The organism is Streptococcus entericus DSM 14446 (genome assembly GCF_000380025.1).
In the GTDB taxonomy this organism is placed as follows: Bacteria; Bacillota; Bacilli; order Lactobacillales; family Streptococcaceae; genus Streptococcus; species Streptococcus entericus.
The window spans coordinates 74,483-95,888 of sequence record NZ_KB904156.1; the positions used below are offsets into that span (position 1 = coordinate 74,483).

The 21,406-nt window shown below is 45.2% G+C and carries 22 protein-coding genes and 1 pseudogene; 16 read left to right on the forward strand and 7 right to left on the reverse strand.

All coding sequences use genetic code 11. From position 1 onward, the window contains the following. Positions 1 to 14 precede the first annotated feature (14 nt). From A3GW_RS0101835 to A3GW_RS12115, 7 genes and pseudogenes are all read left to right on the forward strand, one after another. A complete protein-coding gene (locus A3GW_RS0101835; protein ID WP_018367619.1) occupies positions 15 to 1,874 on the forward strand; it encodes a DUF4435 domain-containing protein in 1,860 nt (619 codons plus the stop codon). A gap of 218 nt (positions 1,875 to 2,092) precedes the next feature. Then, positions 2,093 to 2,697 (forward strand): annotated as a pseudogene (gene fic / locus A3GW_RS10630) (protein adenylyltransferase Fic). Between the two features lie 277 nt (positions 2,698 to 2,974). Further along, positions 2,975 to 4,075 carry a nucleotidyltransferase gene (locus tag A3GW_RS0101845; protein ID WP_018367621.1) on the forward strand — a complete coding sequence of 367 codons (1,101 nt, stop codon included), beginning with the start codon at positions 2,975 to 2,977 and terminating at the stop codon, positions 4,073 to 4,075. 32 nt (positions 4,076 to 4,107) lie between these two features. After that, on the forward strand, positions 4,108 to 4,413 hold the full coding sequence (locus A3GW_RS0101850) for a DUF4651 domain-containing protein (RefSeq protein ID WP_018367622.1): 306 nt from the start codon (positions 4,108 to 4,110) through the stop codon (positions 4,411 to 4,413). Then, positions 4,400 to 4,714, forward strand: a complete 315-nt coding sequence (locus A3GW_RS0101855) for a thioredoxin family protein (protein ID WP_018367623.1) — start codon at positions 4,400 to 4,402, stop codon at positions 4,712 to 4,714. Before A3GW_RS0101850 ends, A3GW_RS0101855 begins: the two co-directional genes overlap by 14 nt. 9 nt (positions 4,715 to 4,723) lie before the next feature. Beyond that, a complete protein-coding gene (gene ytpR, locus A3GW_RS0101860) occupies positions 4,724 to 5,347 on the forward strand; it encodes a YtpR family tRNA-binding protein (RefSeq protein WP_018367624.1) in 624 nt (207 codons plus the stop codon). Positions 5,348 to 5,527: 180 nt separating this feature from the next. Then, entirely contained in the window at positions 5,528 to 6,193 is a 666-nt protein-coding gene (locus A3GW_RS12115) for a CHAP domain-containing protein (RefSeq protein ID WP_018367625.1), read from the forward strand. Positions 6,194 to 6,329: 136 nt separating this feature from the next. Here the strand turns inward: A3GW_RS12115 and A3GW_RS0101875 are convergent, their stop codons facing one another. From A3GW_RS0101875 to A3GW_RS0101885, 3 genes are all read right to left on the reverse strand, one after another. Next, positions 6,330 to 7,382 carry a helix-turn-helix domain-containing protein gene (locus A3GW_RS0101875; RefSeq protein ID WP_018367626.1) on the reverse strand — a complete coding sequence of 351 codons (1,053 nt, stop codon included), beginning with the start codon at positions 7,380 to 7,382 and terminating at the stop codon, positions 6,330 to 6,332. 472 nt (positions 7,383 to 7,854) lie between these two features. Further along, entirely contained in the window at positions 7,855 to 9,534 is a 1,680-nt protein-coding gene (rnjA, locus tag A3GW_RS0101880; protein ID WP_018367627.1) for a ribonuclease J1, read from the reverse strand. A 1-nt stretch (position 9,535) separates the two neighbouring features. Next, a complete protein-coding gene (locus tag A3GW_RS0101885; protein ID WP_018367628.1) occupies positions 9,536 to 9,766 on the reverse strand; it encodes a DNA-dependent RNA polymerase subunit epsilon in 231 nt (76 codons plus the stop codon). A 277-nt stretch (positions 9,767 to 10,043) separates the two neighbouring features. On the opposite strand from A3GW_RS0101885, the gene tsaB reads away from it, so the two are divergent. The 9 genes from tsaB (at position 10,044) to A3GW_RS0101930 (ending at position 18,480) form a co-directional block, all read left to right on the forward strand. Continuing rightward, positions 10,044 to 10,727 carry a tRNA (adenosine(37)-N6)-threonylcarbamoyltransferase complex dimerization subunit type 1 TsaB gene (gene tsaB / locus A3GW_RS0101890; RefSeq protein WP_018367629.1) on the forward strand — a complete coding sequence of 228 codons (684 nt, stop codon included), beginning with the start codon at positions 10,044 to 10,046 and terminating at the stop codon, positions 10,725 to 10,727. Between the two features lies 1 nt (position 10,728). Continuing rightward, the gene (gene rimI, locus A3GW_RS0101895) at positions 10,729 to 11,130 is read left to right on the forward strand and encodes a ribosomal protein S18-alanine N-acetyltransferase (RefSeq protein ID WP_018367630.1); all 402 of its coding nucleotides are present in this window, start codon (positions 10,729 to 10,731) and stop codon (positions 11,128 to 11,130) included. 33 nt (positions 11,131 to 11,163) lie between these two features. Next, positions 11,164 to 12,177, forward strand: coding sequence for a tRNA (adenosine(37)-N6)-threonylcarbamoyltransferase complex transferase subunit TsaD (gene tsaD / locus A3GW_RS0101900; RefSeq protein ID WP_018367631.1), 1,014 nt, complete (start codon positions 11,164 to 11,166; stop codon positions 12,175 to 12,177). Positions 12,178 to 12,606: 429 nt separating this feature from the next. Continuing rightward, positions 12,607 to 13,299: an AzlC family ABC transporter permease gene (locus A3GW_RS0101905; protein WP_018367632.1), complete on the forward strand. Its 693-nt coding sequence runs from the start codon at positions 12,607 to 12,609 to the stop codon at positions 13,297 to 13,299. Next, on the forward strand, positions 13,289 to 13,609 hold the full coding sequence (locus A3GW_RS0101910; RefSeq protein ID WP_018367633.1) for an AzlD domain-containing protein: 321 nt from the start codon (positions 13,289 to 13,291) through the stop codon (positions 13,607 to 13,609). The genes A3GW_RS0101905 and A3GW_RS0101910 overlap by 11 nt, the downstream gene beginning before the upstream one ends. A gap of 64 nt (positions 13,610 to 13,673) precedes the next feature. Continuing rightward, positions 13,674 to 15,341, forward strand: coding sequence for an ABC transporter ATP-binding protein (locus tag A3GW_RS0101915; RefSeq protein ID WP_018367634.1), 1,668 nt, complete (start codon positions 13,674 to 13,676; stop codon positions 15,339 to 15,341). Then, positions 15,334 to 16,170 carry an energy-coupling factor transporter transmembrane component T family protein gene (locus tag A3GW_RS0101920; RefSeq protein WP_018367635.1) on the forward strand — a complete coding sequence of 279 codons (837 nt, stop codon included), beginning with the start codon at positions 15,334 to 15,336 and terminating at the stop codon, positions 16,168 to 16,170. Before A3GW_RS0101915 ends, A3GW_RS0101920 begins: the two co-directional genes overlap by 8 nt. Before the next feature lie 275 nt (positions 16,171 to 16,445). Continuing rightward, the gene (locus tag A3GW_RS0101925; protein WP_018367636.1) at positions 16,446 to 17,561 is read left to right on the forward strand and encodes a carbohydrate kinase; all 1,116 of its coding nucleotides are present in this window, start codon (positions 16,446 to 16,448) and stop codon (positions 17,559 to 17,561) included. 1 nt (position 17,562) lies between these two features. Then, the gene (locus tag A3GW_RS0101930) at positions 17,563 to 18,480 is read left to right on the forward strand and encodes a pseudouridine-5'-phosphate glycosidase (protein WP_018367637.1); all 918 of its coding nucleotides are present in this window, start codon (positions 17,563 to 17,565) and stop codon (positions 18,478 to 18,480) included. 70 nt (positions 18,481 to 18,550) lie between these two features. Here the strand turns inward: A3GW_RS0101930 and A3GW_RS11185 are convergent, their stop codons facing one another. From A3GW_RS11185 to A3GW_RS0101950, 4 genes are all read right to left on the reverse strand, one after another. Then, positions 18,551 to 19,060 (reverse strand): DUF6773 family protein, encoded by a 510-nt coding sequence (locus A3GW_RS11185; RefSeq protein WP_018367638.1) that lies wholly within the window; start codon positions 19,058 to 19,060, stop codon positions 18,551 to 18,553. Positions 19,061 to 19,368: 308 nt separating this feature from the next. Further along, complete coding sequence (locus A3GW_RS0101940) at positions 19,369 to 19,911, reverse strand: DUF3278 domain-containing protein (RefSeq protein ID WP_018367639.1); 543 nt, start codon at positions 19,909 to 19,911, stop codon at positions 19,369 to 19,371. A gap of 256 nt (positions 19,912 to 20,167) precedes the next feature. Further along, the gene (locus A3GW_RS0101945) at positions 20,168 to 20,668 is read right to left on the reverse strand and encodes a DUF3278 domain-containing protein (protein WP_211205389.1); all 501 of its coding nucleotides are present in this window, start codon (positions 20,666 to 20,668) and stop codon (positions 20,168 to 20,170) included. A gap of 172 nt (positions 20,669 to 20,840) precedes the next feature. Beyond that, positions 20,841 to 21,038: a helix-turn-helix transcriptional regulator gene (locus A3GW_RS0101950; protein ID WP_018367641.1), complete on the reverse strand. Its 198-nt coding sequence runs from the start codon at positions 21,036 to 21,038 to the stop codon at positions 20,841 to 20,843. Positions 21,039 to 21,406 lie beyond the last annotated feature (368 nt).

Here is a 21,406-nt window from a genome sequence, read left to right on the forward strand (position 1 = left end):
AATGGAGGAAATAAATGTTAGAACGACTGATGAATTGTATGCTTAAAACTCGTGATCAGATTAATGATATTAGTTTATATCCCTCTGAGCCATCGTCTAGTTTAGAATTGATGAAAAGAGAATTTACAAAATACGTAAATGATGTAATAAAACAGGTGGAAGCTAGTAATCTTAGCCATATTATTAGAAAGACTGACCAATTAAATTCATTTTTTACGGATGGAAGTAATATAAATCTAGAGTTAGAGTACTTGATTGCAGACTTTGAATACTCAGGCTTTCCAGATTCAGTTGAAGAGATTGAAACATTTATTCAAATCATTAGTAATGCAAAATCACGCTATGCTAAGGTTATAGCCATTATAAGTTTCTATCAGAATATCCCTCTTTTAAATGAGTTGATTGGTGATGAACAATCCATCATTTTAGTTGGTAAAAATGGTGTAGGAAAATCAACATTGGTTAATGATTTAAAACGGGATAAATTGCATAATTTATTCTGTATCCCAGCACAAAAGTATTTATATATGACAGGAAGTTCATCAACTAGGTTATCTAATATTGATCAAGTTCAAGACTTATTCGTTTCTCAAAATCTAAAAGTTCAAGGGGTATTCTCTTATGTAGGTGCTGAAGGTGATACCTATGAACTATTTTCTAAGATAATTGATTTTATTGTGAGAGAGCACCAGAGTAGCAAGTCTGATGGAGAGGGCACTCAAATATCTAAATTAGATGAAGTTAATCAAATTTACTCGAAGATATTTGATGACATTGTTTTTAAGACAGATTCATTTTCTGGACAATTAAATCCTAGAAAAGAGGTTTCTTATCATATCAATTCATTGAGCGATGGAGAGAAGAGTGCCTTATTTTATATTATTTGCGCAGTTCTTGCTAAAGAGAAGACTATCTTTGTCATCGATGAACCTGAAACTCATATGAATATGGCTATTTGCAATAAACTGTGGGATTTAATTCTTGAAACAAGAAAAGATTGTAAGTTTATTTTTATCTCTCACAATAGTGATTTTATTACATCACGCTTGGAATCTCGTATTATGTGGTGCCAAAAATACAAAAATATAGGTGAATTTGAACTTACATCACTAGATACTAATGGTATCGGAATAGATAATAAGTTACTGATTGAATTAGTTGGTAGCCGAAAACCAATCTTATTTTGTGAAGGGGAAACTAATAGCCTAGATTATCAACTGTTCAACATTCTATATTCGGATAGATATTTAATAAAACCTATTAAAGGTCATAGGGATGTTATAGAAGCAGTCAAAGCTGTTAAAAAACTTGGTACTGTTGGCTCTAGTGTCGTAGGACTTATTGATAGAGATTTTTACTCACAAGATATACTAGATAATTATAAGGAAATTGGTGTGTATCATTTACCTGTAAATGAAGTTGAAATGTTATTGATGAAGGAACCTATTGTTGAGAAAGTACTTTCGGAAGCTGTTAAAGGAGCAACTTTTGAAGATGTGAAGAATGAAGTGAGGAAGTCTATATCTAATAAGAAAGAGCGACAGGCGGGGGCTTATGTCAAGTATGTTATTGAGGGAGAGTTCTTCAGAGTATCGAATCTTACCAATAGATTGGATATCTCAGACGCTCATACTACAATTTCTTCCAACCTTCAAAAGATGGAACAAATTTTTGATGAAAGAGTTTCTGAGATAGAGAATCTGATTGATAATGATGATTATGATAAATTAATTAGTATTTGTAATTTAAAAGGTGAGATTGTAAATGGCGTGATGAGTAAATTTGAAAATGAATATGCTAAAAGAGCTTTGTTGAAAATAAAAAATTCGCCAGACTTACAAGATTATTTGAGAGATTTAATTGCGTTGCCTTAGATAAATTATTTTTTGATGAAAAATCCCCTACCACTTATCGTCCCTCTTTCCACCCCGTCTTGCAGCTGAAGAAGCTCATTCGCAAAGGTAAAGAAGTAGCTAGTGATTCCCTGTTTGTCGGTGATGGGACTTCCTACGTTAATTATAGTCGAAAACAAGCATGACAATTTTCATTCAATGCTGTGCCTTGAGTGAAACGAAAGGAATGAACAATCATTATGGTATTAGAAAACAAGTTAGGCTTAACCACTTCCAGCGACTTGGCAAGGGAAGAGGAAAAAATCAGTAAAAAAAGGCATTGGAGCTCTTTGAACAAAATTTGCTTAGAGACAAGCCTCCAGGCATGTTTAGTACCCTCGCCTTTATTCACCCCCACCTTTTTGAGGACATTTATCCTTTTGCAGGAAGCATTCGGACGGTCAACCTCGCCAAGGGGAATTTCCGTTTTGCTCCGACCATGTACCTTCGAGCTGCTCTTGAGCATATCGACACCATGCCCCAAACGACCTTTGACGCTATTATCGACAAGTATGTTGAGATGAACGTCGCTCATCCCTTTCGTGAGGGCAATGGCAGAGCAGGGAGACTTTGGCTTGACCACCTTCTAAAACATCAGTTGGGAAAAGTTATTGACTGGTCAAAAATTGATAAAGAAGATTATCTTCTTGCCATGGAACGTAGCCCCATCCGAAGCATTGAAATTAAACACCTTATCCAGCATGCCTTGACAACAGCTGTAGACAACTGGCAGATTTATATGAAAGGGCTGGACGCCAGCTATCATTACGAAGGTTATTTTACCTATAAAGCGGATGAATTATAGCTATTCTGCCGAAAAAAATAAGTTTTTTAGAAACAGCTAATAAAAAGACAGTCTGCCCAATCCTTTTCCACTCCACTAAAAACTTGGGAAAGCCTAACGAATTAATAGAAGCTCAGTTACGGTCTGGTCTGTATAGCAGAGGATGCACTCATAAAGCTACGGTTTACCTTTTCTGAATGTGTTATAATGAGAAGGAACAGAATTTGAGTACATGACTCTTGAGTGTTTTAACTTAAGATAGTGCTAAGTCGATTATCGTACGACAGAAAGGACCCCCATGACCACAACAGGCATTATCGCAGAGTTTAATCCCTTTCACAATGGACACAAGTACTTGCTTGACCAAGTGGAAGGTTTGAAAATCGTTGCCATGAGTGGCAATTTTATGCAGCGGGGGGAGCCTGCTATCGTGGATAAGTGGACGCGGGCGCAGATGGCGCTAGAGCATGGGGCGGACATCGTGGTGGAGTTGCCCTTTCTGGTGTCTGTCCAGTCGGCGGACTACTTTGCCAAAGGCGCAGTGGACATCCTGCGGCAGCTGGGGATTAACCAGCTGGCCTTTGGGACAGAGGCGGTCATGGACTACCAGCTGATTGCGGACACCTACGCCAAGCAGGCAGAGGAGATGGAGACGTTTCTCACGCGCCTGCCCGACCACCTGTCTTACCCTGAAAAGGCGCAGACCATGTGGCAGACCTTTACGGGGCTGACCTTCACGGGTGACACGCCCAACCACATTTTGGCGCTGGCCTATGCCAAGGCGGCAGCTGGGACAGGGATTGCCCTTTGCCCTATCGCTCGGCAGGGGGCTGGCTTTCACTCGGAGGAAATGGCAGAGCAGTATGCGTCAGCGACAGCCATCCGCAAGCACATCGCAGATGGCGACTTTGTCCGCATGGTCAGCCCAGCGGCTGATCTCCTGCTCTCCTCACCGCAGGTCTCCTGGGAAGCTTATTTCCCCCTGCTCCGCTATCAGATCCTGACCCACCCAAACCTGACAGCAATCTATCAGGTCAATGCAGAGCTGGCTAGCCGTATCTGCTCTGCTATTGGCGATAGCCAGACCATTGACGAGCTCATCGCACGTGTTGCGACCAAGCGCTACACCAAGGCACGGGTGCGGCGGGTGCTGACCTATATCCTGGTCAATGCGACAGAAGCGGAGCTGCCGTCTGCGGTGCGGGTCTTGGGCTTTAGCCCCACTGGACAAGCCCACCTGTCCAGCATCAAAGGTCAGGTAGCGCTTGTCACACGCATTGGCAAAGAGCCATGGGACGCCCTCACCCAGCAAGCAGATCGGATTTACCAACTGGGACACCCAGACCTAGCAGAGCAAAACTGGGGGCGAAAAGTCATTCGATCGGCTAACGTAGACTAGTATTTTCTGAGAGATTGGAGTATAATAAGGTCATGAAAAAGAAAAAATTTGCCCTAGTGACAGGGTTTGTTAGCGCCCTAGGCATTCTTGCTCTTATTGGTCACAAAAAGCAGGTCAAAGAGCAACAAAAAGATAGCGAACTGTTAGCGGAGATTCGCGCCTTTTTCGCACCGATGGGAGAGATTGAGGTGGTTTATTTGACGGAGGTCAATAGCAGAGCTGGTCAAGCCTTTGGTGGTGTCGTTTTTGATGATGGTGTGGTATTTGATTTTCGCTACCACAAGGGTGACATTGATTACAAAGAGCATGATATGGAGAGAAATGATGAAGAAAGCTAGTTCAATAAATGAGATCAGTCAGTTGGTCAACAGTGACCAGAAAGTTGTGTTTTTGTTTACCGCAGACTGGTGTGGGGATTGTCAATTTATCTATCCTGTCTTAGATGAGTTGGTGGCGGATTTTCCACAACTGACCTTTTTGCAGGTTGACCGTGATCAGTTTATGGACTTGGCTAAGCAATGGGATGTGTTCGGTATCCCAAGCCTTGTTGTCACCCAAGGTGGTCAAGAAATCGGTCGCCTCGTTAACCGCCTCCGAAAAACAAAGCAAGAGATTAGCCAATTTTTACAAACGATCTAAGGAGAAAACATGATTTTTATCTATAACAAACATGTGGGTGATGTGCTCATGGTCATTGTTGCTGACGACCAGAAGCAAGCTGTTGAAGTTGACAAGCGAGAGACTGTTGCCCGCATTGTCCGCAAAGCTGATGGTCAAACGGTGGCTTGGAACATTTTCCAAGTGTCAGAACTGTTTCCAATTGAGGGGAATGGTCAGGTTTTTCTATCAGCAGAGGAGTTGCAGACACTCAATCAGCGCTTGACTGAACTTGGTTTTGATGAGGAGCTTGTGGCTGATGACCAGCCCAAATTTGTCGTGGGTGAGATTGTTGAGTTGACTGCTCATCCAGATAGTGACCACCTGAACATTTGCCAAGTCAAAGTATCAGCTGATGAGACGGTTCAGATTGTTGCAGGAGCTCCAAATGTCGCGTTAGGATTGAAAACAATTGTTGCCTTGCCAGGTGCCATGATGCCGAGTGGTCTGTTGATTTTTCCAGGGCAGTTGCGCGGTGTTGACAGTTATGGCATGATGTGTTCCCCACGGGAGCTGGCTCTGCCGAATGCTCCTCAAAAACGAGGAATCATTGAATTAGCAGCTGATACTCCCGTTGGTCAAGCATTTTCACCAGATAAACACTGGCAACTTTAGTAAGGACTCTCCTGTTTTCAGGAGAGTTTTTCCTTAAATGAAAGCCGTTTAACCTTAAAATACAGCTTTAGTCCATCAGTTCTAATCTTTCTGTCATAAATGTCATGCCTTTGTGATGTGATTGTTACAAATCTATCGTATGCTAGACAGGCAGTTTAATGATAGAAAGGAATTCAGATAATGTTAAAATTAAGAAAATCATTGTTCCAGATGGCCTTATTAGGGGCTTTGATGGCTGGACAATTATTACTATTATCAACTGTTCAGGCCAATAGCCTTGACCAAACAGAGCAAGAGCTGGTGACGGCCTTGAAGGCTCGCCAGCGAGAACTAAAAGCAGCACATGAGAAAGCTGAGGCTGAAGCCAAGGCTGCCGCTGAGGCAAAAGCTGCGCAGGAAAAAGCCGAAGCCGAAGCAAAAGCAGCGGCAGAGGCGGCTAATCCTTATCGGAGCCGTAGCGAGCTGGCGATTGCAAATGCACAAGCCAACCTGACTTCTGGCAACTTCTACCCCGTTGGACAGTGTACCTGGGGTGTCAAGGAATTGGCACCGTGGGCATATACTTATTGGGGCAACGGCGGAGACTGGGCGGCGAGTGCAGCGGCAGATGGCTTTACGATAGGTACCGTACCTGTCGAAGGTGCGATTGCTGTATGGACCGATCCTTATGGTGGCTATGGTCACGTGGCTTATGTGACTGATGTACAGAGCGAATTTAGTATTCAGGTCTTGGAAGCTAATATTGGTGGTAATCCCAATATTGCCAACTATCGTGGTTTCTTTGACCCAACTCAAACTTCTGAAGGGGTTGTGAGTTACATTTATCCGATTTCCCCACAACTATAACTAAACATGACCCTCCTAGACATCTTGTTCTAGGAGGGTTTTGACGATAAAAGGCTTGGAAAGCTCGTTCGAGCCAGATATTTCCAAGCCTTTTGATGGTGCCTACTTGGAAATTCTTGATGATTAGGTTGGCTATTTAGTTAGAAGAGTTGCCGACTGATTGGCTTAAGGAGGTCAGTTGTAAGATTTTTTCGTTGATGCGGTCAATGTGGCTACCGAAACGATAGTTCCAATCCTCTCTTAAAATTTTGAGAACGTGTTTGTAGGCTTTAATAGCAGCCTCATGGTCACCCAGTCTGATGTGACATTGGGCGATAGATTCGTAAAAGTCGGTGTAGCGCGGTTTAACCTGCGCCTCAAAGGCCGCCTCCCAAATGGGAATGGCTTCTTTGTAATAGGCATTTTGAGAGAAGGCATTAGCGACAGCAAAGAGGACTCGCCAGTCTTTGGAAAACTGCTGAGTTAAGGTCAGATAGTCTGTTTTAACCATTTTGAAACCTCTAGCTTTTTCTTCTATGAAAATCTTGTAAAAAGCATTTAACGGATCTGGGTTATTGATTTCTGATGCTGTCAAGATCTGACGAGCCTCTGTTAGACGACCATCATCGATGAGGTTATCTAAAAGGTAAAAGTAGAGGCGTTGGTTTTCAGGGGCGACCAGCAAGGTTTTCTGGTAATAATCGATGAGTTCCTGGCGATTTCGGACATCCCAGTCATAGATAACGCCACCAGAAGCAGCGTTGATGATGCTAATATCTCTCTTGCTGTTAGGGCGCAGCTCAAGAGCTTTTTTACAATAGAAACTAGCTTTCTTGCGCAGCTGCTCTGCATGGCTCAGATAGAGCCAGCCCAGTGTTGAGTTGGCGTCGTACTTGTCTGGTGTCATCGTGAGCTGATTCAGTAAAAAGCTCTCAAATTGTTGGAAGTCTTTGTTGGATAGGGAGATGCCGTATTCTAGGCTGTTTTGGATTTTTTCATAGTAGTTTTCCGCTGTGTAATCAAACAGCTCATCAATACTAACGCCGAAAAGAGTAGCCAGTTCAGGTAAGAGACTGATATCTGGTTGAGAAAAATCAGTCTCCCATTTGGATACTGCTTGATTAGATAACCCTAATTGTTCAGCCAGTTGAATCTGACTGAGTCCTGCTTTGAGCCGTAGTTGTTTAATTTTTTTACCAATGGTTTGCATAGGAACCTCCGTAGTGTGATATTAAGAGCTCTTACCTTATTATACGCTAGAAGTATCAAATAACAAGAGAACATTTGTTGGATAAACTGTAAAAATAGTTGAATATCAGTCAGATGCCACCGGAAGTCTAAGAATCTTGATAGGATCTAACTCATTTACTGTTTTGGCGTTGACAGCTTAAACCTTTTGAGGCGAGTTGCTTCTCTGGTGGTGATAAAATTTACAAGGCTTATCTCAGTGGCAGGTTGACTAAATCATTCAGCTTATCTTTTGTCATGACGTTATTTGACAGTCAGCAAGATGGTGTTAAAAATAACTATGGTAGTTGACGGCACTGGACTTTCCTGAGTGCTTTTTCATTAACCATGAGAAGGTCCGAAGGCAAAGAGAAAAGGACTTACAAGCGGCACCTCAATCGTTAGCATTGTTCCATCTAACGGCTGAGATTTTCCGTTTGAAGTCCTAGTTTATTTTAGTTATCAGGTGTTAAAACCATAGGGATAATAATGGGCTCACGCTCGGTTTTCTCGTAGAGGAAAGGCTTGAGCGCATTGATAATTGCACCGTTGACAGACTGGATATTAGCATCCTTGTTCTTTAAGGCAACGCGAATGGTGTTAAAGAGTAGGCGCTGACTTTCACGAATCAAATCACCAGACTCGCGCATGTAAATGAAGCCACGGCTGAGAATATCTGGTCCCGCTAAAACCATCTTGGTCTTGAAATCAACAGTTGCTACTGCAAGCACGACCCCATCTTCTGACAGGTCACGGCGGTCACGCAGGACAGCAGCACCAATTTCACCAATACGATTACCGTCAACGTAGACATCTTGGGCATTAAACTTGCCAGCCAGTCGCGCTGAGTCCTTAGTTACGGCGAGGACATCACCGTTTTCCATAATAAACGTGTTTTCCTTTGGCACACCGCAGTCCACTGCCAAACCAGCATGAACTTTTTGCATGCGGTATTCCCCATGGACCGGCATGAAGAATTTTGGCTTCATGAGACGAATCATCAGTTTTTGTTCTTGTTGACCACCATGTCCAGAAGTGTGGATGTTGTTAATCTTGCCGTGAATGACCTCAACCCCAGCTTCCTGGATGGTGTTAATCAACTTGTTAACGCTGGTGGTATTTCCAGGAATTGGACTTGATGAGAACATCACTGTATCGCCAGGTTGTAGCACCACATGACGGTGCATGCCGTTAGCAATCCGAGATAGCGCCGCCATCGACTCACCTTGACTTCCTGTACACATGATGAGGATTTCACTGGCGTGGTAGTTTTTAATCTCGTTTGGCTCGATGATGGTGCCCTTCGGCACCTTGATGTAGCCGAGCTCGATACCGTTGACAATGGCTTTTTCCATGGAACGCCCAAAGACAACGATCTTCCGACCGGTCTTAACCGCCGCTTCTGCAGCTTGTTGCAAACGGAAGATGTTGGAAGCAAAGGAGGCAAAGATAATCCGTCCTTGGATATTCTCGATGATATTGAGAATTGATTTTCCAACAACTTGCTCGGATTCTGTGAATGTTGGCACTGTCGCGTTGGTCGAGTCAGATAGAAGCAACAGCACCCCATCTTCACCTAGCGCTGCCATGCGGTGGAGGTCAGCAGGCTCTCCAACAGGGGTAAAGTCAAACTTGAAGTCTCCCGTGCAGACCACCTTACCTTGAGGGGTATGGATGACAATTCCCAAAGGCTCTGGAATAGAGTGAGTGGTGCGGAAAAAAGTCACCTTCAAGTGTTTGAAGACCAGTTCGCTGTTGTGGTTAATCTCATGTAGTTTGGCCTGACGGAGCAGACCGTGTTCTTCCAGTTTGCCACGAATCAGGGCTAGAGCCAATGGCCCAGCATAAACGGGGATATTGGCCTGTTTAAGCAGGAAGGGAATGCCACCGATGTGGTCTTCGTGTCCGTGGGTGATGACCAAGGCTTTAACGCGGTCGATGTTGTCAACGATGTAGGAATAATCAGGGATAACATAGTCAATCCCTAGCAAATCATCTTCTGGAAATTTAATCCCAGCATCAACGATGATGATTTCATTTTGGTACTCAATGCCGTAGGTGTTCTTACCGATTTCGCCAAGACCTCCGATGGCAAAGACCCCAACTTCGTGTGGTTTTAAGTTCACTTTTACCATCTTAGAACTCCGTTAATTCAAAAACGCCAGACTCTTTTTCATGGGCTAAATGCTTATCTGATAAGTGCTGAATGAGTTCGATGTTATAAGCGGTATTTTCCTCAACGAGTTGACGAACCTTGATGCGCCCTTCTAGTTCTGTTTTGGCATCCACCTCGATATAGATGGTCTTGGTTGTTTCTCGACGTGGGCTGCGGTCTTTTGTTTCTTGGTAAAATACTTTGTAAATCATGATAATCCTTTCTGTATGGCTTCTCAGTCAGTCTGTCAACATCACCAAAACAATCCCCAATCGTGGGGTGCTTGGCTAATTAAATTTCAGAGTAATCAGCACCTGTTTAACCACTCAGTCATAAGCGTTAAAGATATAGGTATTAAATTTGACCGTGATGCGTTGCAATTATTTTAATTATAGCATAAAATAGGAGGTATAAGCAAGCCGAGACTTTGCAGGTTGACGCATAATGCCCTGACAAAAACCAGATATTAATCAGATAAAAAGGACAAGCATGAAGATTTTAGCCTTTGATAGCTCCAACCAAGCTTTAAGCATCGCCCTCCTAGAGGACGACCGTTTGTTGGCGGATTTGACCCTCAACATCAAGAAAAACCACAGCATCAGCCTCATGCCCAGCATCGATTTTCTCATGGCACAAGCAGGGCTGACCCCTCAAGACCTTGACCGCATCGCTGTCGCTCAGGGACCAGGCTCCTATACAGGATTACGGATGGCGGTAGCAACAGCCAAGACTTTAGCCTATACCCTTGCTATTGACTTGGTCGGCATCTCCAGCCTCTACGCCCTAACGCCTGAGGCTCAAGGGGTGATTATCCCTCTGATCGACGCTCGCCGCAACACGGTTTATGCTGGTTTTTATGAGAATGGCAGAGCAATTGCGCCAGATACCAACTGTGCCTTTAGCGATTTACTTGATTGTCTATCTGACCAGCAAGACCTGACCTTTGTCGGTGAGGTGACCAATTTCCGTCAGCAGATTGAGGAGCGCTATCCAGACGCTCATATCTTGCCAACCTTGCCGTCTGCTTATCGTATCGGGTGCGCAGCTATAACCGCTGTTCCTGTTGATCCCCATGCCTTTGTACCGACCTACCTCAAACGGGTTGAAGCCGAGGAAAATTGGTTGAAGAACCATGAAGCAGGCGACAGCAAGACCTACATTCAGAGGGTCTAAGATGACGACAGCACAAGCGATTTATGACATTTTAACAGATGTTTATGGGCAGTCGCCGTGGACGTTAGAACAGATTAGTGCGGACCTAGATAAACCAGAAAGCCAGTATTTTTATCGTTATGAAGGGCAAGAATTAGTTGGGTTCTTGGCGGTTCAACTCTTAGTTGGCGAGCTTGAAATCACCAATATCGCTGTAAAAAGAGCCTACCAAGGCAGGGGCTTGGCTGACCAGCTCATGCAAGCTTTGGCTAAGGAGCGCCAGCCGATTTTCCTAGAAGTGAGAAGCAGCAATCAGGCTGCCCAAGCCCTCTATCTCAAGCATGGCTTTTCTGCTGTGGGTCGGCGAAAGAACTACTACCATCAGCCGACTGAAGACGCCATCATCATGACGCGTCAACAGTGACGCTCAGCTATTTTCCAAATAGAAAGAAATCAGATGACAGATAGATACATCCTAGCCATCGAAAGCTCTTGTGATGAGACCAGTGTGGCTATTGTCAAAAATGATAAGGAGCTCTTAACCAACATTATCGCTAGTCAGGTGGAGAGCCACAAGCGCTTTGGTGGAGTGGTGCCTGAGGTGGCCAGCCGCCACCATGTGGAAGTCATCACGACCTGTATTGCCGATGCTCTGAGCGAGGCTGGCTTGGTTGCTAGCGACCTGACGGCTGTGGCGGTGACTGAGGGGCCTGGACTTGTTGGTGCCCTTTTGGTGGGTATGGCAGCTGCTAAGGCTTTTGCCTGGGCGCACGGACTTCCGCTTATCCCTGTCAACCACATGGCAGGGCATCTGATGGCGGCAAAAGAGCAAAGCGATTTAACTTATCCTCTTATGGCGCTTTTAGTATCAGGTGGGCATACGGAGTTGGTCTATGTACCTGAGGCAGGTGATTACCGCATCATTGCTGAGACGCGAGATGATGCGGTGGGAGAGGCCTACGACAAGGTCGGTCGGGTCATGGGCTTGACCTATCCAGCTGGTCGTGAGATTGACCAGCTCGCCCATCAAGGACAGGATACCTACAATCTCCCACGTGCCATGATTAAGGAAGACCATCTGGATTTCTCCTTTTCAGGGCTCAAGTCAGCCTTTATCAACCTCCACCACAATGCCCAGCAAAAAGGCGAGGACTTAGTTCTAGAAGACCTTTGTGCGTCCTTTCAGGCGGCAGTGTTAGATGTGCTGATTGCAAAAACTAAGAAAGCCCTCGCCCAGTACCCTGTCAAGCAGCTGGTTGTCGCAGGCGGTGTCGCAGCGAATCAGGGCTTACGTGAGCGTCTTGAGGTGGACATCACCGATGTTGAGGTAATTGTGCCACCTCTGCGCCTTTGTGGCGATAATGCCGGCATGATTGCCCTTGCTGCGGTTGTTGAATACGAGAAGGGCAATCTTGCGGACCTATCGCTTAATGCCAAACCTAGTTTGGTCTTTAAGGGCATTGAGGACTAAAAGGCGTTTTCCTGCTTGGCTAGTAACCAGCTAATAACTGTTTCTAAACGCATAGTGGACGATATGGTTGGCTCTGACCGTTGCCAGAACAGAATTGATAGCTGGTCAGTTTGGTGTATTGAAGAGCAGATTAGAGACTAGGTTGCTTTAAGAAGACGATGAATTAACTTGCTATAGCTATTCTGACAGGCAAAGTGTATTGAGTGCATAAACGCTAATCAACCAGACAAAGCAACCTAGCCTTTTCCGGGTCAGCAGAGAACTGTCGTTTTGACCTGAAAATGATTGTTCAAGCTAACTCTTACTGCTGACTTTCTTTTAATCATTCTTATCTGATAACTTTGACCCGTCTGCCTTTGTGGTAGGTGGGTTTTGTGCTATGATAGGACAGTTGAAAATAAGTGAAACTGGTTGAAAGGATAACAATAAATGTCTGAATTTAGACGTGGCATGGCTGCTGCAACAGGAACCGTTCTTGGCTATGCTAGCATTGGCTTAGCTTGTGGGATTTTGGCGACCCAATCAGGTCTGTCTCTCGCAGAGACGGCTCTGATGAGTTTGATAGTGTATTCTGGTTCGGCTCAATTTGCCCTGTGTGGTATGGTTGCTGCCCAGACCGACCCTGTGAGTGCGACCTTGACGATAGGCTTACTCAATCTGCGCAATCTCCTGCTGAATCTTCATACGACCAAGGTGTTTGAAAGCTATCGTTTGCCTCAACAGTTATTAGCTGCTAGCATGATGACTGATGAAAGCTACGGTGTCTTGCTGACTCATCAGCTTGAGGTTGAGCAGGTTGAACCGTCATGGATGTTTGGCAATAATGGTGCTGGCTACCTTTCTTGGTTTGTTTTTAGTGTGCTAGGTGCTATGTTAGGGGGCTTGTTATCAAATCCTGAGCGTTTGGGGATTGACTATGCCTTGATGGTGATGTTTCTTGCCATTTTTGCCAGTCAGCTGGATGTCCTGAGCAAGCGAGTGGCAACTTCTAGGATAGGTGTGATGTTAATTAGCGTCGGAGGGACTTACTTGCTCTCTTCAGTCTTGGTGCAAGGGTCGGTAGCTGTTTTACTAGCGACTTTGATGGGTTGTCTCGTGGGGGTGTTAACAGATGTGGACTAAATCAACAGTCGTGCTAATCTTGCTCGCCAGCTTAGCCAATTGGCTACCTAAAATCTTTCCATATTTTTTAGTGAAATTTGCCAAACTACCCGAGAAAGTTGTTGCCTTTCTATCTTATCTTCCTGTCAGCATCATGTTTGCGCTCATCCTGTCCAGCGTGTTTCAGGTTGGTGTTGGGCAATTGCCGAGCTTAAAGCTGATTGAAGCACTGGCTTTAGTACCAACCTATGTGACTTTTAAAAAGACTAATAACATTATCCTGACGGTCCTTGTCGGAGTGGGGTGTGTGGCTGGTTTGAGACTGCTTTGAGGGAATTAAAGGTATTTTGTGGTATAATGTTCCTAATAAATGCTAAAGTTTAGGGAGATGCAAGGTGATAAGGTTTGAGAATTTTTCCTTCCAATATGATGCCCAATCAGAACCTACCCTGAAAAAAATAGACCTGACCATTGAAGAAGGGGAAAAGGTGCTGATTATCGGGGCATCTGGTTCTGGAAAATCAACCTTGGGGCAATGCTTAAATGGCATTATCCCCAATATCCACAAGGGAAAACAAACAGGGCGATTGCTGGTGAGAGGACAGGAGATTAGTCAACTGTCAATTTACGACCGTTCTCAGCTGATCAGCACGGTGTTACAAGACACTGATGGTCAGTTTATCGGTCTATCTGTCGGTGAAGATCTGGCCTTTGCCTTGGAAAATGATGCTTGCCCCAAAGATCAGATGGTCAGTCGTGTCCATTATTGGGCTGACCAGTTGGCATTGAGGGAATTATTGGAACACCGCCCTCAGGACTTATCAGGCGGGCAGAAGCAACGTGTTAGCCTGGGTGGTGTCTTAATTGATGAGAGCCCTATTTTGCTTTTTGATGAGCCATTAGCTAATCTTGACCCTCGGTCTGGTCAGGAGACCATCGAGCTGATTGATCGACTGCACCAAGAGACTGGGGCAACCACGCTTATCATTGAGCATAGGTTAGAAGATGTTCTGCACAGGCCGGTGGACAGGATTGTTTTGCTCCATGACGGGGAGTTGGTCTTCAACGGTCATCCTGATGAGCTATTGGCTTCTGAGTTGCTGGGGCAATATGGTATTCGTGAACCACTTTATATCAGTGTTTTGCGTGGTCTGGGTATTGATTTAACAGGTTTAGACAATCTTAGTCAGCTTGATGAGCTGAGCTTGCCAGACTTAGTTTTGCCTGAGGGGAGCTCTGCTATTCGTCCTAAGGAGACGGAAGCCTTGTTAGAGTTATCTGATTGGACCTTTGCTTACCAACCAGAGCGTCCTATTTTACGAGGGCTTAACCTGACCCTGCGACGGGGGGAGCGTTTGGCAATCGTCGGAAAAAATGGAGCCGGTAAGTCTACTTTGGCAAAGAGCCTCTGTCAGTTTGTGACAGCGAATGGGACAATCCGTTATCTGGGGCAGGACATCTCCACAGATACTGTTAAGGAGCGCTCTGAGCGGATTGGTTATGTTTTGCAGAACCCCAATCAGATGATTAGCCAGACCCAAATTAGTGATGAGGTGGCTTTAGGGCTTCGTCTGCGTGGCGTTGATGAGGAAACCATCGCTAGCCGAGTTGATAAGGCCTTGACGGTTTGTGGCTTGTACCCTTTTCGCCATTGGCCGATTTCAGCCTTGTCTTATGGGCAAAAGAAACGTGTGACCATCGCTTCTATCTTGGTGCTCAATCCCGAGATTATCTTGCTTGACGAGCCGACTGCCGGTCAGGATCAGCGGACCTATCGTGAGATGATGATGTTCTTAGATGAGCTCAATGCACTGGGTCATACCATTGTGATGATTACCCATGATATGCAGCTCATGCTAGAGTATGCCGACCGCTGTGTGGTGATCAGTGATGGTCAAGTTTTGGCTGATGACAGCCCTCAGGCTATCCTCAATCAGCCAGATATTTTGGTGGCAGCCAATCTCAAGCAAACGTCCTTGTTTGAGTTAGCAAGACTAATGAAAGCCACGCCAGAAGCAGTGACAGCCTATTATAAGATGCTACAAGGAGGTCAACATGGCTAAACAAACATTGATTGGTTATAAGGAAGGGTCAGGCTTTCTCTACAGCCTGTCTGGTGTAGCTAAACTCATCTTTTTTGTTTTGGTATCAGTTGCTGCCATGACAACCTATGATACCCGTTTGATTGCTTTTATTGCCGTTGGGTCTTTGTTGCTTTTTCGGTTAGCAGGGATTAAATTACGGGAAATTTCATTTGTCTTGACCATTGTGATTGTTTTTGCTCTTCTTAACTTAATCATGGTCTACTTGTTTGCGCCAGCCTATGGGGTAGAGATTTATAATAGTCAGACCGTTCTGCTGGAGGGTTGGGGGCGATTTAACCTGACCGCCGAGCAACTCTTTTACCTCCTTAACCTCTTGCTAAAATATTTTTGCACGGTGCCTCTGGCTATTTTGTTTCTGATGACCACTCATCCCAGCCAGTTTGCGGCCAGTCTCCATCAAGCTGGAGTGTCTTATAAAATCGCTTATGCTGTCAGCTTAACGCTCCGCTATATTCCTGATATTCAAGAAGAATTCCAGATGATTAAGCTCTCGCAGGAAGCTAGGGGGCTGGAACTGTCCAAAAAAGCGCCTTTAGTCAAGCGTATCAAGAGTAATGTTCAAATTCTTGTGCCACTGATTTTTAGTTCGTTGGAACGGATTGATACGGTTTCGACCGCTATGGAGTTGCGCCGTTTTGGTCAACAAAAAAACAGGACCTGGTATAAGTCACAAACGCTTAACTCTGGTGACTATACGGTGATTGGGCTAGCTGTTGCTGTCGTTTTGGTGACCCTTGTTCTCTTTTGGGTCAATGGTGGTCGGTTCTACAATCCTTTTATCGGCTAAGCCTGGGTCAGACGATTCAAAATTAGCAGGGCATGAGAATACCGCATTTTCTCTGATAGTGTCAGATGTTCCGCATTGGAGGACACTATCCCCTAATAATTGCATTTTCAAAAATTTTTCTAAAAGACTTGCAACCTCACCTTCGTTGCAAGTTTTTTTCTTTGGAGCATATTGGACCATTTAGCAGGTTTTTTCTTGACACCGTTTTCTTTTTGGAGTACAATAATTTTAGGACAAAAATCCTAAAAATAAACAAAAGTCCAAAAGGAGGTGCTATGCTAACGACAAATGAGCAACGCATACTCGCTCTTCTGGAACAAGATCCTTTTCTCTCACAGCAGGAAATTGCAGATCATCTAGGCCTCAATCGTTCAACGGTGGCTGGTTTAATTTCCAACTTAATGACCAAGAAATACCTGCTTGGACGAGCTTATGTGCTCAACCACGCTACAGAGGTCATCTGCATCGGTGGCATGAACATGGATCGCAAGTATGTTCTTGGTGATAACTGGCAGCCCAAGACCAGTAATCCTGTGATGGCCAGCATGAGTGTTGGTGGGGTTGCCCGAAACATCGCTGAAAATTTGGGGCGACTGGGGCGAGCCGTCAGCTTGCTCTCTGTGGCGGGTCGAGACCATGATTACGATTGGATTCGGACGCAGACCGAAAGCTATGTCAATCTCCAGCAGGTCACCCAGCTGGAAGGGCAGACGACCTCGTCTTACACAGCGATCCTAGATAGTCAGGGTGACATGCAGTTAGGGCTAGCTGATATGGCCATTTGTGACCAGATGACACCAGACTGGCTGTATCGTCACCGCAGTTGGTTGGCACAGGCCCGGCTCTTGGTGGTAGACCTTAATCTGCCGCTTGAGACGGTGACAGCAACCATTGAACTAGCTAGGCAACAAGAGCAGGAGCTGGTCGTCATTCCTGTCAGCAGTCCCAAGATGACCCATCTCCCCCAAGATTTGACTGGGGTGACCTGGCTGGTGGTCAACCAGGACGAGAGTGAGGCCTATTTTGGCTGTCAGGTGGCATCCGAGGAGGATGTTACGGCTTTGGCTGAAAAATGGCTGAGCAGGGGTCTTGAGAATGTCTTGATGACCCGAGGTAGTCAGGCATCTTACTACGCCAATCAGTCCGGGGAGCGACAGTATATCCAGCCGCCAAGGGTCGAAAAAGTCGTTGATGTGACAGGAGCTGGGGACTCTTTCTCAGCAGGCCTGATTCACGGTCTCTTGGAGGGGAAATCGGCTATAGAAGCGATCGCCTACGGTCTGACCAATGCGTATCATACGATCCAGACAGATGCGACTGTCCGAGTCGACCTGTCCGCTCAGCTATTGGAACAAAACTATCAACAACTCAAGGAAAAAGGAGCAATCTAAGATGAAACGTTTACTCTCTATCAGCAAGGAAGTCCAAGCAGCTTTGGACGCTAAAAAACCAGTCGTGGCGCTTGAGTCCACTATCATTTCTCACGGGATGCCTTATCCGCAGAACGTGGAGATGGCGAAAAACGTGGAGCAAATTATCCGTGACCACGGAGCGGTCCCTGCTACCATCGCCATCATGGATGGTCAGTTCAAAATTGGTTTGGAAGAAGAAGACCTAGAGCGCTTGGCCAAGGAAAAACCAGTCGCTAAGGTGTCACGTCGTGACCTGCCAGAGGTCTTTGCTAAAAAATTGTTAGGAGCAACGACTGTTGCGACGACCATGATCGGAGCACACTTGGCGGGCATCAAGGTCTTTGTGACAGGTGGTATCGGGGGAGTCCACCGTGGGGTCGAAGAAACCATGGACATCTCAGCGGACTTGGACGAATTGGGACAAACCCCTGTGACGGTGGTCTGTGCGGGAGCTAAGGCAATCCTTGACCTGCCTCGTACCTTGGAATACCTGGAAACCAAGGGTGTACCAGTGGTTGGCTACCAGACTGACTATTTGCCTGCCTTCTATACTAGGACATCTGAGTATAAGCTCAATACCCGTGTGGAAAGCACGGAAGAAATTGCCAGCATGATGCACTATTCCGATGCTTTAGGTCTCAAAGCAGGTATCCTTGTCACTAATCCAATCCCTGCAGAGCATGAAATCCCGCATGAAAAAATCGATGCCATTATCGCCCAAGCAGTGGCAGAAGCGGATGAAAAAGGTGTGCGTGGCAAGGACAGCACACCGTTCCTTCTAGCGAAAATTGTCGAGTTGACGGGTGGTGATAGCCTCAAGACCAACATCCAACTGGTCTACAACAATGCTAAAATTGGTGCCCAGATTGCGGCAGATTACGCTAAACTTGAGAACTAAATGAATGAACAAAAACGGCAGGTCATGATCAGTGACCTGCCGTTTAATCTGATTTAAGTTATTTTTAACCCTATTCTTTATCAATTTTGATACCCTTTAGCAGGAAAAAACGGAAACCGAGATAGGTGACCAAGACCCAAATAGCAGTAGCTAGCAAGCGTCGCCAGTCCAAGACTTCCGTCAACAAGTCTTTTGATGGGCTATAGCTCGAGAAGAGGTGGTAGAGTGGTGTTACCAGCAAGGACGCACGCTTGAGTTGACGGAGCTTTTTGGCTTTAACCGTCTCATAGTCTTGTTCATCGACCTCGTGGGTTCGTATGCCCAGTTGATTGCTCTTAAACATCATGTAGCCCGTCGCCACATAAAACCAGATAAAGTTTGTCCACATGAGCAAGTCCAAGGCGACGCTAGGGGTCTTCATCAGGTAAAAAGCCAGAGCTGTACTCAGCAGATTAATCATAAAATGCACCATAAATAGCTGATTACCGATACGGTTGACCATGGCTTCACGGTATTCGTCCAATTCCTCGATGCCGTAAAACCAGCGGATAATCTTGCTCCATAGAGTCGTTGTTGTCATGATAAGTCTCCTTTGTTAGTAGCTTGTTTTTCTTGAGTAGTAGGAGGCTGAGACAAAAGTCAGCTCTCTTATATAAAGTTCGGTAGATGGTCAAGTCGCAGTAGTCTAGTGGATATTCCTTCGCTTTAAAAAGCTTGGACTATCCTACTGGACCTTGCGAGGGTGGGACAACGGTCTTTATTTTGAGTTGCCGAGTTCTGTCCCACTCCCATCGTAGCGATTCTCCATTCATTTGAACGTTGTCAACTGAACGCTGTCAACCTCGCCATATAGAGGGCATGATTGACACATGAGATGACTGCTGTTGTTTAGTCCTTGTATTCGTCTTCCGTCAGGATACGGATATTTTTTAGGGTTTGGTGCTTCATGATGTAATGAAAGATTAAGGTCATAACCAAGGAGTTGATGATTTTTGGCGGGGAAAGAAGCTCTGCCATCAGAGTGTTTAGGGCAAATCCGTGTTTCATAAAGGTAGTCGTGGCATGGTAGAAGACAAAGTAAAAGAAGCTATTTCTACGGTTGCGTTTGAGGCGCTTGACTTTTTCGGTCTCATAGTCTTCTGGCAAGCTGTCAACAACCAGTAAGCCACGTTTACGGCACTGATAGGTCAGGTAGGTGGTAGTCACTAAAAGGAGACCCAAGTGGCTAAAAATCAGGAAGTCCATCGCCCAGTCCATCTTGATCTTCATCAGTCCGATGGAAAGGATAATGGAGGCGAAACTCCCGAAAAAGTAGATGATAAAACAGGTGTTACCGATGAGGGCAACTTGCTGGTAGCGGTATTCGTCTAGGAAGTCGATGCCATAGACCCATTTGAGTAGGGCATTAGTCCATTTTTTATCTTGTTGCATGAGGTAAAATCCTTTCTATGTTTTCTGGTCAAAAAGAAACGGTTGGTGTATAAGGACTTACTGAGGGCATTCCAAGAGCCCTTGGTTATTGGAGTGGTTGTTCTGATGAGTTTTTTTGGGAAATAGCCGAGCTGTTTAGCAGCTAACCTGATCCACTAAACTGTGAATACTGGTTAGGACAAGGTGAAAAACCACTCCTGAAAGTAATGTCCGATAGTATTTGTTTGTCATGATAAGTCTCCTCTAACGGTTGGGATTAGTCGATGATGGTAATTTTACGGTTATTTTTAAAGGCAAGGTAAGCCAAGCGACTGACGACCACTGTTGCCCAAACTGGCAGAGCGATGCTGCTTAGGAAATCCGGTCTATAGTCATGAGTGGCATTGGCGAACAAGAACAACCAGCCCAACCCTATTGCTGTGAACGTCGTTTGGAGGAGCGTCCGCCTGAGCATTTTCAGCTTAGCCTGTTTCAACCCTTGTTTGTCGATCTCGATCTTATCCAGTCCTAGTCGCCTTGCCATCTTCTTCTGAAGATGGGGTGGTAAAAAGAGCAAGATAAGGATAATCACCTCGATAGCGCCTGGCAAGTTGAAAAAATAAGCCAAGCCAATCAGGAAGACGAGACCATACATGAGCATGTACATGTTGTTACCGAATTTGTTAATCTCGCTGATGGTGTACTCGTCCAAGTCACTGGTGATGTCGTAGAAACGCCGTAGAAAGAAAATGTAGAGGTTATCTTTATTGAGGTTCATCATTTTAGTCTCCTTGAGTTGTTTTTGATTGTTTTGGGAGGATAGCTGCCGCAAAGATAGCGGACACCAGTGTTGTCAGGACATGTTCAACAGTGAGCAGATGAGCCAACTACTAGCTCACTAACGCCATGGATAACCATTGCCAGCAAACAGTTGTATCATTCTGCTCCCCTTAAACATGTCTCGTCTCCCAAAAAAGGGTATTGAGGTCAGTTTCTAGCACCTCTGCCAGTTTGATGCAGAGGTCCAGCGAGGGATTGTACTTGTCGTTTTCAATCAGGTTGATGGTCTGCCTAGCGACACCGATGCTCTTGGCCAGCGCTAATTGCGATAGTCCAGCCTGAGTACGAAAGTCTTTGACACGGTTCATCAGAACTCCTTTCAGTGTTTTTTGGGAAATAGCGGAGCTGATGTCTTTTATATGTGACACAGTGGCGTAAAATTTTTTGAGGTCACCCTCAGTGTCTTATATAGATGACATCACTCACTAAAAAATTTAGGGCACATCTACCCAAGTCATATATATATTACATACTCAGTATAACAGATAAGAAAAAATGTGTCAACTATAAATGACACATTTTTTAAGATTTATGTGACTTTAAGTCCGTCACGCTCCGAAGGTGCGTGACCAATAAACCACCCGCTATGCGGGTGCGCATCGAAGGTTATACCAAAAAAACTCCAAACGCGATACAATAAAGGTGTTCAAGCCTATTGTANAGCGAAAGGAGAAAA

Excerpts from the sequence above, each read along its gene's own strand:
- A3GW_RS0101850 (WP_018367622.1), top strand. The coding sequence starts at position 4,108 with ATGAAAAAGAAAAAATTTGCCCTAGTGACAGGGTTTGTTAGCGCCCTA.
- A3GW_RS0101920 (WP_018367635.1), top strand. The coding sequence starts at position 15,334 with ATGGCTAAACAAACATTGATTGGTTATAAGGAAGGGTCAGGCTTTCTC.
- A3GW_RS0101910 (WP_018367633.1), top strand. The coding sequence starts at position 13,289 with ATGTGGACTAAATCAACAGTCGTGCTAATCTTGCTCGCCAGCTTAGCC.
- tsaB (WP_018367629.1), top strand. The coding sequence starts at position 10,044 with ATGAAGATTTTAGCCTTTGATAGCTCCAACCAAGCTTTAAGCATCGCC.
- A3GW_RS0101925 (WP_018367636.1), top strand. The coding sequence starts at position 16,446 with ATGCTAACGACAAATGAGCAACGCATACTCGCTCTTCTGGAACAAGAT.
- A3GW_RS0101835 (WP_018367619.1), top strand. The coding sequence starts at position 15 with ATGTTAGAACGACTGATGAATTGTATGCTTAAAACTCGTGATCAGATT.
- tsaD (WP_018367631.1), top strand. The coding sequence starts at position 11,164 with ATGACAGATAGATACATCCTAGCCATCGAAAGCTCTTGTGATGAGACC.
- A3GW_RS0101945 (WP_211205389.1), bottom strand. The coding sequence starts at position 20,668 with ATGAACCTCAATAAAGATAACCTCTACATTTTCTTTCTACGGCGTTTC.
- A3GW_RS0101905 (WP_018367632.1), top strand. The coding sequence starts at position 12,607 with ATGTCTGAATTTAGACGTGGCATGGCTGCTGCAACAGGAACCGTTCTT.
- A3GW_RS0101845 (WP_018367621.1), top strand. The coding sequence starts at position 2,975 with ATGACCACAACAGGCATTATCGCAGAGTTTAATCCCTTTCACAATGGA.
- A3GW_RS0101855 (WP_018367623.1), top strand. The coding sequence starts at position 4,400 with ATGAAGAAAGCTAGTTCAATAAATGAGATCAGTCAGTTGGTCAACAGT.
- A3GW_RS0101885 (WP_018367628.1), bottom strand. The coding sequence starts at position 9,766 with ATGATTTACAAAGTATTTTACCAAGAAACAAAAGACCGCAGCCCACGT.
- A3GW_RS0101930 (WP_018367637.1), top strand. The coding sequence starts at position 17,563 with ATGAAACGTTTACTCTCTATCAGCAAGGAAGTCCAAGCAGCTTTGGAC.
- A3GW_RS12115 (WP_018367625.1), top strand. The coding sequence starts at position 5,528 with ATGTTAAAATTAAGAAAATCATTGTTCCAGATGGCCTTATTAGGGGCT.
- A3GW_RS0101940 (WP_018367639.1), bottom strand. The coding sequence starts at position 19,911 with ATGCAACAAGATAAAAAATGGACTAATGCCCTACTCAAATGGGTCTAT.
- A3GW_RS0101950 (WP_018367641.1), bottom strand. The coding sequence starts at position 21,038 with ATGAACCGTGTCAAAGACTTTCGTACTCAGGCTGGACTATCGCAATTA.
- A3GW_RS0101875 (WP_018367626.1), bottom strand. The coding sequence starts at position 7,382 with ATGCAAACCATTGGTAAAAAAATTAAACAACTACGGCTCAAAGCAGGA.
- ytpR (WP_018367624.1), top strand. The coding sequence starts at position 4,724 with ATGATTTTTATCTATAACAAACATGTGGGTGATGTGCTCATGGTCATT.
- rnjA (WP_018367627.1), bottom strand. The coding sequence starts at position 9,534 with ATGGTAAAAGTGAACTTAAAACCACACGAAGTTGGGGTCTTTGCCATC.
- rimI (WP_018367630.1), top strand. The coding sequence starts at position 10,729 with ATGACGACAGCACAAGCGATTTATGACATTTTAACAGATGTTTATGGG.
- A3GW_RS11185 (WP_018367638.1), bottom strand. The coding sequence starts at position 19,060 with ATGACAACAACGACTCTATGGAGCAAGATTATCCGCTGGTTTTACGGC.